Source organism: Nocardiopsis sp. TRM 82005 (assembly GCF_056312425.1).
On record NZ_JBWDTQ010000012.1, the window covers coordinates 110,173 to 123,482 of the forward strand.

A 13,310-nucleotide genomic window follows, 5' to 3' on the forward strand; every position below is an offset into this window, starting at 1 on the left:
CGTCGCCGCGGCCCTCGTGCGGGGGCCGCGGCGACGCCCGCCCAGGCCGCCTACTCGGGCGGAGGGAGCAGTCCGCGCTGGTAGGCGCGGACGAGGTTACGCGGTACGAGGTACTCCCGGCCGCCGATGTGGACGGGCACCAGGCCGGGGGTGCTGGCCTTCCACTGGGAACGGCGTGTGCGGGTGTTGGCCCGCGACATCCTGCGTTTGGGTACGGCCATGGGCCCTGCCCCTCTTCTCGTGCTCTCGTGTGGATCCGGCGGCGCGCACGGACCCGCCGTTGGTTCGGCCCGCTCAGCCCTTGCGCCGGTAGCGGCGCTGGAAGCGCTCCACACGGCCCGCGGTGTCCACCACACGGGTCTGGCCCGTGTAGAAGGGGTGGCTGGCGCTGGAGATCTCGACGTCGATCAGCGGGTAGGTGTTGCCGTCGCTCCACTCGATGGTCCTGTCGCTGCTGGCGGTGGACCTGGTGAGGATGGCGAAGTCACCTGCGCGGTCGCGGAAGACGACCGGGTGGTAGTCGGGGTGGATTCCGGGTTTCATGTGTCCCCCTGTAGAAGTCGGTCGGTGAAGGGGCCGCCCCGGGCCGGACGGCGGAGCCGTCCGGCGCCCCCGGGGACGGGCCTCGCGACGGGGCCTCGGTCAGCGCTCCTCGCGGAAGTCCACGTGCCGGCGAACGCTCGGGTCGTACTTGCGCAGGGTGAGCCGGTCGGGCGTGTTACGCCGGTTCTTGCGGGTGACGTAGGTGTAGCCGGTTCCGGCGGTCGACCTGAGCTTGGTGATCGGCCGGATCTCGTTGCGTGCCATGGATGCCTCCTCAGGTTTCCACACGTTACAAGTCAATGATAACCGTTTTCATTCCCACATCGGCCAGCTGATCGGCGGTCACGCCAGCGGTTCCACGCGCCCGGCCAAGGAGGAGCCCAAGACGCGAGACCACACTGCCCCCGACTACCTATTGTGATGACCCCATCACGAGAATTCAAGCCCGGACCGGCGCGACGCACCCGCCGTGGGAGAGCGGTGACCAGCGCGGACACAGCCCCGCGTCCGGCCTCCGGCGGCTCCGGCCCCGGACACGAAGACGCCGGTGCCGCCGCGGGTTTCCGCGGCGGCACCGGCGCAGGGTACTGAGCCGTCCGTGGACGGCCGCAGACTAGGCGACCTTACGGTCGTGCTTTTCCACCATCCGTTCGGCGCGCAGGCGACGGGCCTCGTCCGGATCCAGAACGGGAGCGGCCGTCAGAAGCTGACGAGTGTAATCACTGCTCGGATTCTCATACACCGCGTCACTGTCCCCCATCTCCACGACCTCACCCGCACGCATCACCGCGACCCGGTCACTGACCTGACGCACCACCGCCAGATCATGCGCCACGAAGACATAAGTCAGCCCGAAGTCGTCCTGCAACTCCGACAACAACCGCAACACCTGATCCTGCGTGGACACATCCAACGCCGACACCGGCTCATCACAGATGATCAGCTTCGGCTTCAAGATCAACGCCCGCGCGATCGCGATCCGCTGACGCTGCCCACCCGAGAACGCATGCGGGAACCGGTTGTAGTGGCTGGGCTCCAACCCCACCCGCTCCAACAACTCCTGCACCTGACGGCGCACCTTCCTACCGTCACGCTCACCCTGCACCCGCAACGCCGTCCCGATCGCATCCCCCACCGTCACCCGCGGATTCAACGACGAATACGGACTCTGGAACACCATCTGCACATCCCGGCGCAGCGGACGCAACTCCCGATCGGACATATGCGTAATATCGCGGCCCTCGAACTCCACCCGGCCCCGAGTGGGCTCCAACAACCGCATCACCATCCGCGACAGCGTGCTCTTACCCGAACCCGACTCACCCACGACGCCCAACGTCTCACCCCGGTACAGATCAAAGGACACACCCCTGACCGCCCAGAAATCAGCCGCCCGACCCCACGTACCACCACGGACCCGGAACCGCTGAGCCACATCCTCCACCCGCAACAGAGGCTCGCCCCGTCCCTTCTGCGGCTCCGGGACAAAAGGCTCGAAGACCTCCCGCGCCCCCTTCTCCCCGGCCTCGCCTGACGCGGCCTCACCCGACCTGCGGCGCTGCTCCTGCACCTCACGCTGCCCGCGCCGCGCGCGATCGCGCGCCCGCCTCTGCGCGCGGGAGACCTCCACGCGCGGCACCGCGTCCAGCAGGCCCTGGGTGTAGGGGTGCGCGGGCCCGGACAGGACCGTGCGGACGTCGCCATGCTCCACCGCCACGCCGTGGCGCATCACCACGACCTCGTCCACCGACCCCGCCACCACGGCCAGGTCGTGCGAGACCAGGATCAGCCCCATGCCCAGATCGGTGCGCAGCTCGTCCAGCAGGTCCAGGACCTGGGCCTGCACCGTCACGTCCAGCGCCGTCGTCGGCTCATCGGCCAACAACACCTTCGGATCGCACATCAGCCCCATCGCGATGACCACGCGCTGGCGCATACCACCGGAGAACTCGTGCGGATAGGAGTTGATCCGCTTCGCCGGCTCGGGGATACCCACCCGCTCCAACGACTCCACCGCCCTGGCACGAGCCTCAGAGCGCGAGACCTCCGACCGGTGCACACGCAACGCCTCCACCAGCTGGTTGCCCACGGTGAACTGCGGGTGCAGCGACTGCATGGGGTCCTGGAACACCATCGCGATACTGTTGCCGCGCATCCGCCGCAGCCGCCGGTCGCTCGCGGCCACCACGTCCACACCCACCACCTCGATGTCGCCGGTGATCCGCGCCCGGCTGCCCCGGTGCAGGCCCATCAACGCCAGCGAGGTCACGCTCTTGCCCGAGCCGGACTCTCCCACGATGCCGAGGGCGCCGCCGGCGGGCACCTCGAAGGACAACCCGTTCACCGCATGAACATCGCCGTCCATGGTCGGAAACACCACCCGCAGATCCTCCACCCGGACCACGGGTGATGCGGCCGACGGTACGGACTCACTCATACAACTCCCTCGTCGACGGCGCCGACCGGGCCGCTACCCATGGACGCGCACACGCGGATCGATCAGCGGATACAGCAGGTCCACCGCCAGGCTGCAGATGACGATGAAGAACGCCCCGAACAGCGTCACACCCAAAATCACCGGGAGATCGCTCTGTGTGATGGCGCTCACCGCGTACCGACCGATCCCGTTCAGTGAGAACACCTGCTCGGTCAGTACCGCACCGCCCAGCACCAGACCCAGATCCAGACCGAAGATCGTCACGATGGGGGTCAGCGTCGGACGCAGCGCGTGCTTGAGCACCACCTTGCGCTCACCCAGCCCCTTGGCCCGGGCGGTGCGGATGTAGTCCTCCCCCAGGACCTCCAGCATCCCCGCACGCGTCTGGCGCGCGTACATGGCCGCGTGCAGGAACGCCAGGGTCAGCCACGGCAGGAGCAGTCCCTGCACCCACCCGAACGGGTCCTGGGTCAGCGGAACATAACCCGGCCTGCCGAACAGCCCCCAGGCGTGCACGAGGAAGGCCAGGGCCAGCAGCCCGGTGAAGAAGATCGGCAGTGACACACCCGCCAGGGCCACCGCCATCGCCAACCGGTCGAACAGGCTGCCCCTCCACACCGCCGAGACCACCCCGACCAGGATCCCTCCCGCCAACCAGACCACCCCCGCACCGAAGGCCAGCGACGCCGTCACCGGAAGCCGGGCCACGATCTCGGGGAAGACCTCCTGGTAGGTCTGGAAGGAGTAGCCAAAGCACGGCGCCGCGCATTCGATGGTGTCGCGGCCGAAACGGTACTCGGCGCCCAGGAAGATCCCCCGGACGAACTCCCCGAACTGCACGATGACGGGCTTGTCCAGCCCCAGCCGATCGATGGTGGCCTGGATCGCCTCCGGCGTGGGGGCCCGGCCCACGTACATGGTCGCCAACTGCTCGGTGGTCCGCCCCGCCCACCGGGGCACCACGTAGAAGATGGCGAAGGTGACCATGGTGACCACGGCCAACAACAGGAGTCCGGCGCCCAGGCGGCGCAGGATGTAGAACAACAACGCGCGTGCTTTCTGTCGTAGGGCACACGGTCGGCCGCGTCGGCACCGACGGGCCCGGGCGGTCTGCGCAGGATCCTCGCACCGCCCGGGACACACGTTAACCCACAGTAAAGGAGCGATCACGCTCCTGCTCCGGCGCGCCCGCCGGAAGACGCACGGGCAGGCAGGACGCGTTCCGACCGCTGACGCCTACTCCCTGGTGGTCCCCAACGCCATGTAGTCGTACATCGAGTAACCGGCGTGGTAGTACACGTTGGTCAGGTGCGCGGGCCGGTACAGCACCGTCCGCTCGAACACCGCCGGAAGGATCGCCGCCTGCTCCATGGCCCGCTCGTCGATCTGTGTGTAGATCGAGGCGCGCTCCTCAGGATCCTCCACCGTGACCACCTCGTCGAACCATGCGTTGATCTGGTCGTCGTCCAACTCGGAGACGTTGGCGTTGCCCGCGTCCTGGATGGCGTCGCCGTCCAGGATCTTGCTCATGAAACCGTAGCCACTGGCCCAGTCCGGCGCCCACCCGTACACGGTCAGGCCCAGGCCGTTCTCGTGTACGAAGTCCGGCGACCCGGCCTGGGTGTTGGTGTAGGTGTCCGACGGGTACTGCCGGATCCGCGTCTCGATCCCCACCCGCGCCAGGGCCTGCTGTAGCGCCTCGGCCGTGCTCACGTCCGAGGGCCGGTCCGCGCGGGCCCCGATGGATGTGGAGAACCCGTCGGGCTCACCGCACTCCTCCAGCTTCTGCCGGGCCATGTCCAGATCGCCCTGGTTGTCCTGTGACGGGTAGGGGTTGATGTTCGGATCGGCACCCGGCAGCACACCGGGCATGATCTGGGTGGCGATGTCACCGCCCGTCTCGCCGCCCCACGCCCGCTGCAACGCGTCGCGGTCAGCCGCGTACATGATCGCCTGGCGGCAGGCCAGATCGTCCAACGGCTCCACGACGGTGTTGATGTTGACATAGCGCAGAGTGCTGGTCTGCGGGTTGTCGACACTGTCCCTCTCGGCCTCCTCGGTGACCAGGGTGCCCCTCATCGCGGGGCCCACCCCGGCCCCGGCCAGGTCGACGTCCAGTCCTCCGTTGACCAGGCGCTGGTCGATCTCGTTCTGCTCCACCCCCAACTGCACCTCGACCCGGTCCGGCAGCGCTCTGCGGACGGGGTCGGTGGAGGCGTCCCACTGGTCGTTGCGCACCAGGTTCAGGGACACGCCGGGCTGGTACTCGCCGTCGAACTTGTAGGGCCCGGAGGAGACGACGCGGTTCTGGTACTGCTCCCCGCGGTCGGCGTCGGGCGGGACCGGCGCGGTCTGCGGCTGGATGAGTATGTAGGGGAACTCGGCGAAGCTCTGGTCGAGGTGGAAGACCAGGGTGTGGTCGTCCGGGGTCTCGATCCCGTCGAACCCGGCCAGCGGGTCGCCCTCACCCGCGTAGGGGCCCTCGTAGTCCTCGCTGTCGGCCAGCATGTCCTGAAAGTACTTGGGTCCGTTGGGCAGCGCCTGGGCACCGAAGTTGCTGCGAGCGATGGCGTACTTGATGTCCTGCGCGGTGATCTCCGACCCGTCCTCGTACCTGAGGCCCTGCTTGATGCGCACCGTCCACTCGGTGGAGTCCTCGTTGGCCTCGGGCATGGCCTCGGCCAGATCGGGCTGGAGTTCGGTGCCCTCCTCCCCCGGAGCCTCGGTGTAGGTGAGCAGGGTGCGCGCGTAGTAACGGCTGAAGTTCCAGCTGAACGCGTAGTAGGTGTTGCCGGGGTCGGGCGAGTCGAAGTCGGAGGAGATGGCGTAGCGCAGGGTGCCGCCGGTCTCGTCGGAGGGATTGACGATCGCGTTCTCACCGTCGTTGAACTCGGCGTCGGTCTCTCCGCCGCCGCCACCGCCGCCGCCCGCGCCGCCGCAGGCGGCCAGCAGCAGGGTCGCGACCGCTCCCACGGCCAAAGGCGCGACCACCCGGCCGTGTCCGCGGCGACGCCGGGAGGACGCCGCGTGTGTGAAGTGATGGGTGCTCACTCTGCCTCCTGGTCGGATTCGCTGCTGGGGCCGTACGGCGCACGGCCTGGGACACGGGGAGCGCCCGGGCACGCCCGGGACCGTCAGTCGGAGGAGCGGGGGTCGAAGGCGTCGCGCAGCCCGTCACCGAAGAGGTTGAAGGCCAGAACGGTGGCGAAGATGGCCAGGCCCGGGATCATGACGAAGTGCGGAGAGGTGGTGTAGAAGCGCAGGGCGTTGTCCAACATGCCGCCCCAGGTGGCCATGGGCGGGTTGATGCCCACCCCCAGGAAGCTCAGGGCCGCCTCGAACAGGATGTTCGTGGGGATGAGCAGGGTGGAGTAGACCAGCACCGGGGTGACGAGGTTGGGCAGGATCTCGCGGAAGACGATGTGGGAGCTGCCCGCGCCGAGGCTGCGGGCGGCCTCCACGAACTCGCGTTCCTTGAGCGTGAGGGTCTGCCCGCGCACGATGCGGCCGATGTAGGGCCAGTTGAAGAAACCGATGATGAAGACCAGCACGCCGATGCGCAGGTTGTTGCCGGTCAGGCCGAAGGCCCCGTCGGGGATGACGCCCACCAGGGCGATCGCGAACAGCAGCAGCGGAAAGGCCAGGAAGATGTCCATGGACCTGCTGATGACCACGTCGACCCAGCCGCCGAAGTACCCGGCGACGATCCCCAGGACGGTGCCGATGACGACGCACACCAGGGTGGCGACCGTGGCGACCAGCAGCGAGGTACGGGCGCCGTAGACGACGCGGCTGAACAGGTCGCGTCCGTTGACGGGCTCCACGCCGAGCAGGTGCTGGGTGCTGATCCCGCCCCAGGGGTCGATGCCCTGGGAGGGGTCGTCGGGATCGCGCAGGACACCGCCGGTGAGCGGGTCGATCAGGCTCTGGTGGAACTGGTTGGGCGGGTAGCCGAACCAGGAGGCGAGTACCGGGGCGAAGAGCGCGACCAGGATGAGCAGGAGGACGATGATCCCCCCGGCCATACCGACCCGGTCCCTCCGGAACCGCTGCCAGGCGATCTGGCGTAGGGACCGGCTCGCCGCGCCCGCTCCCCCGGCGGCCGCCGCCTCGGGGTCAGCGTGCTGGGACGACTCGGGCGCGTCCATCGGCGCGGTCATGTACGCCCCACCCCACCATCACCTCACGAAGCAGAACAACTACTGGGAGTTTGCACGTGCGGTGCCGGGGTTTCCAGCGTCCGCGCCGGTCACCGCGGGAAGTACTCCCCGCCGGGGCAGGAGTGTGCTCGTGGGAGGAGACATGGGTGCGTGGAACGGGGCTTCGGCCACGCCCGCTCTCGGGGGCCGCCCAGGGGGCGGCCCCTCACCGGCCGCCGTTGACGGGTGCTCTGGCGGCACGGACGAGGGCGCGCGCCACGTCATATCCCGTCATCGAACCGCGCGCGTGCGCGCTCGACGCTGGGCATGTTGGTGGTGGTCCACTTCAGGAGTGCGTCGACCAGTTCCTGGAGTGTCGTTCCCAGCGGCGTGATGCGGTACTCGACGGCGATGGGCCGTGAGCTCACGATGACACGTTCGACCATCCCGTTGCGTTCGAGGCGCCGCAGCGCCGCCGTGAGCGACTTCTGTGTCACGACGGGGATCGCGCGGCGCAGCTCGTTGAAACGCGAGGGCCGCTCGCACAACTTGTCGAGCACCTGCAACGACCACTTGTCGAGCACCTGGTCGAGCAGCTCGCGGTGCGGCGCGGCGATCTGGCCGTCGGACGCGGGGTGGGTGGTTTCCGCCATGATACCTGGTCTCGTTGAAGTTCCCTTTGTGTACCAAGTAGACATTGGATACCTACCAACCGGCAAGTGAGAGGCGCCCCATGACCGTGCAGCTACTGAACCCCGAGGGCATGATGCAGCCCGTGCCCTACCACCATGTCTCGATCGGCACGGGTACACGCCATGTGCACGTGGCCGGCCAGATCGCGCGTGACGCCGAGGCGAACCCCGTCGCGGCGGGTGACCTCACCGGCCAGGTCGCGCAGGCTCTGCGCAACACCGCGCTCGGGCTGACCGGCGCCGGAGCGAGCTTTTCCGACGTCGTGCGCCTCAGGTTCTTCGTCACGCGCTGGAGCCCGGAGAAGATGGACGACTTCATGGCGGGCGTCGAGCGTGTCGCCGACGAGCTCGGGGTGCCACAGCCGCTGCCGCCCGTGTCGCTCATCGGCGTCGACTACCTGTTCGAACCCGACGTGCTCGTCGAGGTCGAGGCGTTCGCCGTCCTCGACTGACTGGGACGCGACGCGGCCCCCGCGTTGGCCGAAGCGCGGGGCCGTCGGCGCCGGCTGAGCGACGGTGCCCTCTCGCGTGGATGAGCGGCGCCCTCGGTTATCGCCTTGGAGGGGATGAGAACAAATCACCCTTTTAAGACGTAGATCGCAGTTCGGTCACACGAAAACCGCCCGGACCGTTCGCGGACGGCCCGGGCGGCCCGGTCCTCTACGAGGGCGAGGGGTCCCTGCGCTCGACGACCGCACCTTCGGCCAGCCGCAGCTCCGACCAGGTCCAGTTGCGGCGCAGCCACCGGTCGTGCGAGGCCACCACCACCGCGCCCGGCGCCCTGCCCAGCGCCTCCTCCAGTTCCTCGGCCAGTGTCAGGGACAGGTGGTTGGTCGGCTCGTCCAGCAAAAGCACGTCCGGAGCGTGCCCCACCAGCATCGCCAGCGCCAGTCGGCGTCGCTGCCCCACGCTCAGCGCACCCACCGACCGGTCCAGGTCGCGCGGGGCGACCAGGCCCAGGTCGGTCAGGCGCGGTGCGTCTGACCGAGCGCCGTTGAGCGCCTCGTAGAGCATGCGCGGGGTGCGCTCGGGATCGGTGAAGACCACGTCCTGCTCCAGCAGGGCCACCGACGCCCCGCGCCGCCACGACACCTGGCCCGACTCCGGCCGCAACCGGTGTCCCAGGGCGTACAACAGCGTGGACTTACCCGCTCCGTTGGGCCCGGTGACCAGCAGACGCCCGTCCGAGGGCACGTCCAGGTGGTCCAGACGCAACCGGCCCGGCACCACCAGGTCCCGCAGCGTGACGGCGTTACCGCCGGCCGGGCCCGGGTCCCGGGTGAGCGAGGCGGTGAACTCCAGCCGCCTGGACGGCTTGCGCACCTGGTCGCGCTCCAGCTCCTCCAGCCTGCCCCGGGCGTTGCGCACCCGGCGCGAGACCTGTTTGTCGACGCGCCCTCCGGAGTAGTCGTACCCCATCTTCTCGTTGTCCTTGCGCGGGGCGTTGTGTGCGACCTGTCGGGCGGTGCCGCGCACCGACTCGCGCAGAGCCCTGATGGTGTCCTGCTCGCGGAGGTAGCGCTGCTCCCACCGTTCCCGCTCCACCCGCTTCTCCCGCAGGTAGAAGGAGTAGGCACCGCCGTAGTACACGGGCCCGTCCACGGCCGGGTCCAGATCGACCAGACCGGTGCACACCGCGTCCAGGAACACCCGGTCGTGGCTGGCCAGCACCACCAGGCCCGGAAGGCCCCGCAGATACCCCTCCAGGAACTCCAGCGCCTGCTCGTCCAGGTGGTTGGTGGGCTCGTCCAACAGCAGGGCGCGCGGCCTGCGGATCAGCAGGGCGGCCAGACCCAGGCGGCCGCGCTGGCCGCCCGACATCCGCCCCACCGGCCTGTCCGGTTCGATCCCGTCCAGCCCCAGGCCCGCCACCACCATCTCGGCCCGGCGCTCGGCGTCCCACACCTCCCGTAGCTCGGCCTCGGCCAGTGCCCCGGAGTACTCACGCATGGCCTGTTCGTCCTCGGGCGAGCCGTCCAGCGCCACCGCGCTCGCGGTCAGGCGCCGCTCCACCTCACGGGCCGGTTCGAGCGCCTCGGCGACCACCCGGGCCAGGGTCGTCTCCGGGGAGTGCGGCAGTTCCTGGTAGAGGAAGCCGGTGTCGTCCGGGCGTTCCACCCGCCCCGCGTCGGGCTCCTCCTGCCCTGCGAGCAGCCGCAGGAGGGTGGTCTTGCCGGCGCCGTTCTCCCCCACCAGTCCGAGCCGCTGGCCGGGGCCGACGTCCACGCCGACCCCGTCGAGCACCACGTGCGCCCCGTAGGCCTTGGCCAGGTCGCGGGCGCGCAGCAACGGCGGACCTGTCGGAGCCGCCGGCTCCGCGGTTCCGGTCATGTTTTCCGGGGTCATGGAGTGGGACCACCCTTCGTCTTCGAAGGTGGGCCTCGATGCGCTGGGGCCGATCGCCGTTCACGGCACGGTCCCGGAGACGACGGAGGAGTCGTCGACATCGAGACCGCACCACGGGTTCGGGAACTCGGGTACACGCCGAACGGGGATACGGCTCCAGCCCGGTGGTGGGCGAGCCCCGCGCGCTCGGCGGATCGTCGGTCTCGATGTCAGTTACGCATGTCGTGCCCAGGCTAGCCGGACCGGACCGCCCCGGGCAAAGGCACTGACACGGGTGGCGGGAGGGAGCGCCGCGCGGGCGCCCCTCCCCCGTTTTGCCTACCTGCCGCGCAGGGACCGGTACCGCTCCACCAGCGACGCGGTGGAGGCGTCCAGGCCGGGCACGTCCTCGCCCTCGGTGAGGGCGGGCTCGACCCGCTTGGCCAGGACCTTTCCCAGCTGCACACCCCACTGGTCGAAGGAGTTGACGTTCCACACCGCGCCCTGCACGAACACCTTGTGCTCGTAGAGGGCGACCAGCTGGCCGAGCACCGACGGGCTGAGCTGGTCGGCGAGGATGGTGGTCGTGGGACGGTTGCCCTCGAAGGTGCGGTGCGGGACCAGGCCGGCCGCCACGCCCTCGGCGACGACCTCCTCGGAGGTCCTGCCGAAGGCCAGGGCCTGCCCCTGGGCGAACAGGTTGGCCATGAGCAGGTCGTGCTGGGGCGCCAGTCCCTCCGGCAGGTCGGGGGCCGGGTTGGCGAAGCCGATGAGGTCGGCGGGCACGAACCGGGTGCCCTGGTGCAGCAGCTGGAAGTAGGCGTGCTGGCCGTTGGTTCCCGGCGTCCCCCACACCACCGGCCCGGTCTGCCAGCCCACGGGCCGCCCGTCGCGCTGGACCGACTTGCCGTTGGACTCCATGTCGAGCTGCTGCAAATAGGCGGTGAACTTCGACATGTGGTGGCTGTAGGGCAGCACCGCATGGCTCTCGGCGTCCATGAAGTTGCCGTACCAGACACCGAGCAGCCCCAGCAGGAACGGCAGGTTGCGCTCGACGGGGGCCGTCGCGAAGTGGGTGTCCATCAGGTGGAACCCGGCGAGCATCTCCCGGAACCGCTCGGGGCCCACCGCCACCATCAGGGACAGTCCGATGGCCGAGTCGTAGGAGTAGCGTCCTCCCACCCAGTCCCAGAACTCGAACATGTTCTGGGTGTCGATCCCGAACCCGGCGACTTCATCGCCGTTGGTGGAGACCGCGACGAAGTGCTTGGCGATGGCGCCGTCGTCACCGTCCCGCACGCCCAGGCCGTCCAGCAGCCAGGAGCGGGCGGCGGTCGCGTTGGTGATGGTCTCGACGGTGGTGAAGGTCTTGGAGGCGACCACGAACAGTGTCGTGGCCGGGTCGGCGTCGACGAGCGCCTCGTGCAGGTCCGCGCCGTCCACGTTGGAGACGAAGCGAAACTCCAGTCCGCGGTCGGTGTGGGGCCGCAGCGCCTCGTACGCCATGGCGGGCCCCAGATCGGAGCCGCCGATGCCGATGTTGACGATCCTGCGCACCGGCCGTCCGGTGTGGCCGAGCCACTGGCGGGCGCGGACCCGTTCGGCGAAGTCGGCCATCCGGTCCAGGACCCGCTGCACCTCGGGGACGACGTCGTGTCCGTTGGCGCGAACGACCTCGCCCCGCGGCGCGCGCAGGGCGGTGTGCAGCACGGCCCGGTCCTCGGTGACGTTGACGTGTTCACCGCCGAGCATGGCGTCGCGCAGCTCGGCGACGCGGGTGGCCGCGGCCAGGTCGCCGAGCAAGCGCAGGGTCTGGTCGGTGACGAGGTTCTTGGAGTAGTCGACGTGGAGGTCACCGACGTCGAGCGTGTACCGCCGGGCCCGTCCGGGGTCGTCGTCGAACAGCTCGCGCAGGTGGGTGGATCCCAAGCGCTCACGGTGTTCGCGCAGCGCGGCCCACTCGCTTCGCTGGTCCAGGGGGATGGCCGAGTGGGCCCCCTCTCCGGTGTCCTCAGTGCGGGGGAGGGGAGTACTGGCAGACATCCGGCGGCTCCTCGTCGTTCGTGGTGGTCCGTGTGTGGCCCGCGGGCGCAACCGACCCCTGCGGCCTGCCCCAAGCCTGCCACGAAAGCGGCCCGCCACGCGGTTTCCACAGGCCGGTCCGCGGACTTTTCCGTGCGGCCGCGCTCCCGGGGACGAGACGGCGGGACCGGCGCTCAGGACCCGGCGTCGGCCAGGTCGGCGCTGAGCCAGCGCTCCACACGCAGGACGTGCACGGCCGCGGCGGAGCGGGCGGCGTCCGGGTCACGCGCCACGAGGGCCTCGTGGATGCGCTGGTGGTCCTCTCGGAGCTTGGTGGTGAGTCCGGCCTCCCGGTGGCCCGCCCACACACGGGCGTTGAAGGTGTGCGAGGACAGTCCGTCGTGGATCGCGGCCAGGGTCGCGTTGCCGGTGCTGGCCACGATGGCCTGGTGGAAGCCGAGGTCGGCGGTGACGGTGTCGACGCAGGGAGGACCGTCCTCCATCCGTTCCAGCAGCGCCCCGATGCGGTCGAGGTCCTGGGCACTGGCACGCGCGGCGGCCAGGGCGGTGGCTGCGGGTTCGAGCATGCGGCGCACCTGGAGGACCTCCAGCAGGGTCCGACCCTGGGAGACCTCGGCCAGCACGGAGAAGGTCTCCAGCAGGTCGGCCGGACGCAGCGCGGTGACGTAGACGCCCGCGCCGTGGCGGGACTCCAGGACGCCGAGCGTGGTCAGGGTGCGGATGGCCTCGCGCATGGAGCTGCGGGAGAGCCCGAGCTGGGTGGACAGGTCACGTTCGGTGGGCAGGCGCTCCCCGGGGCCGACCTGCCCGCTGGCGATCATCTCCTTGATCCGGTCGACGGCACGCCGGGTGACGGGGGTGCGCTCACCGTCGGGATCGCTCATGTGTCTCTCCAGCTCGCTCTTGTCGGGCAGGGACGCCCTCCGCGGTTCCGCTCCAGCCGCCCTCAGTCAAAAGAGATCATACCAATCCGAAGCCCGCACCCTCCAAAACGCTCCCGTTCTTCGCTCTTCTTGCCCAGAAGCCTCCCGACATGCAAAAGTGGTCCGACCACTACACGCTCGTGGCGGACGACTCCACCGTGGCAGCACGCGGGAGGGCGGCTGCCCCGGCGCCGGACCGGACTCCCCG

The 13,310-nt window shown here is 69.7% G+C and carries 12 protein-coding genes; 1 reads left to right on the forward strand and 11 read right to left on the reverse strand.

The features are described 5' to 3' along the window. Positions 1-50 precede the first annotated feature (50 nt). The 8 genes from rpmF to AC0T5L_RS09800 form a co-directional block, all read right to left on the reverse strand. Entirely contained in the window at positions 51-221 is a 171-nt protein-coding gene (rpmF, locus tag AC0T5L_RS09765) for a 50S ribosomal protein L32 (RefSeq protein WP_476165082.1), read from the reverse strand. Positions 222-294: 73 nt separating this feature from the next. Further along, positions 295-543 carry a type B 50S ribosomal protein L31 gene (locus AC0T5L_RS09770; protein ID WP_476165083.1) on the reverse strand — a complete coding sequence of 83 codons (249 nt, stop codon included), beginning with the start codon at positions 541-543 and terminating at the stop codon, positions 295-297. 99 nt (positions 544-642) lie between these two features. Then, on the reverse strand, positions 643-807 hold the full coding sequence (rpmG, locus tag AC0T5L_RS09775) for a 50S ribosomal protein L33 (RefSeq protein ID WP_476165084.1): 165 nt from the start codon (positions 805-807) through the stop codon (positions 643-645). A gap of 349 nt (positions 808-1,156) precedes the next feature. After that, positions 1,157-2,980 carry an ABC transporter ATP-binding protein gene (locus AC0T5L_RS09780; RefSeq protein WP_476165085.1) on the reverse strand — a complete coding sequence of 608 codons (1,824 nt, stop codon included), beginning with the start codon at positions 2,978-2,980 and terminating at the stop codon, positions 1,157-1,159. Between the two features lie 33 nt (positions 2,981-3,013). Continuing rightward, complete coding sequence (locus AC0T5L_RS09785) at positions 3,014-4,027, reverse strand: ABC transporter permease (protein ID WP_476165086.1); 1,014 nt, start codon at positions 4,025-4,027, stop codon at positions 3,014-3,016. A gap of 189 nt (positions 4,028-4,216) precedes the next feature. Further along, positions 4,217-6,031, reverse strand: a complete 1,815-nt coding sequence (locus AC0T5L_RS09790; protein ID WP_476165087.1) for an ABC transporter substrate-binding protein — start codon at positions 6,029-6,031, stop codon at positions 4,217-4,219. 83 nt (positions 6,032-6,114) lie between these two features. After that, positions 6,115-7,140, reverse strand: coding sequence for an ABC transporter permease (locus AC0T5L_RS09795; protein ID WP_476165088.1), 1,026 nt, complete (start codon positions 7,138-7,140; stop codon positions 6,115-6,117). A gap of 260 nt (positions 7,141-7,400) precedes the next feature. Continuing rightward, the gene (locus AC0T5L_RS09800) at positions 7,401-7,772 is read right to left on the reverse strand and encodes a winged helix-turn-helix transcriptional regulator (protein WP_476165089.1); all 372 of its coding nucleotides are present in this window, start codon (positions 7,770-7,772) and stop codon (positions 7,401-7,403) included. A gap of 80 nt (positions 7,773-7,852) precedes the next feature. On the opposite strand from AC0T5L_RS09800, the gene AC0T5L_RS09805 reads away from it, so the two are divergent. After that, positions 7,853-8,263: a RidA family protein gene (locus AC0T5L_RS09805; protein ID WP_476165090.1), complete on the forward strand. Its 411-nt coding sequence runs from the start codon at positions 7,853-7,855 to the stop codon at positions 8,261-8,263. Positions 8,264-8,471: 208 nt separating this feature from the next. Here AC0T5L_RS09805 and AC0T5L_RS09810 read toward each other — a convergent pair whose 3' ends face one another. The 3 genes from AC0T5L_RS09810 to AC0T5L_RS09820 form a co-directional block, all read right to left on the reverse strand. After that, the gene (locus AC0T5L_RS09810; protein ID WP_476165091.1) at positions 8,472-10,157 is read right to left on the reverse strand and encodes an ABC-F family ATP-binding cassette domain-containing protein; all 1,686 of its coding nucleotides are present in this window, start codon (positions 10,155-10,157) and stop codon (positions 8,472-8,474) included. A 318-nt stretch (positions 10,158-10,475) separates the two neighbouring features. Then, entirely contained in the window at positions 10,476-12,179 is a 1,704-nt protein-coding gene (pgi, locus tag AC0T5L_RS09815) for a glucose-6-phosphate isomerase (RefSeq protein ID WP_476165092.1), read from the reverse strand. A 173-nt stretch (positions 12,180-12,352) separates the two neighbouring features. Beyond that, a complete protein-coding gene (locus AC0T5L_RS09820) occupies positions 12,353-13,063 on the reverse strand; it encodes a FadR/GntR family transcriptional regulator (protein ID WP_476165093.1) in 711 nt (236 codons plus the stop codon). Positions 13,064-13,310: the final 247 nt, after the last annotated feature.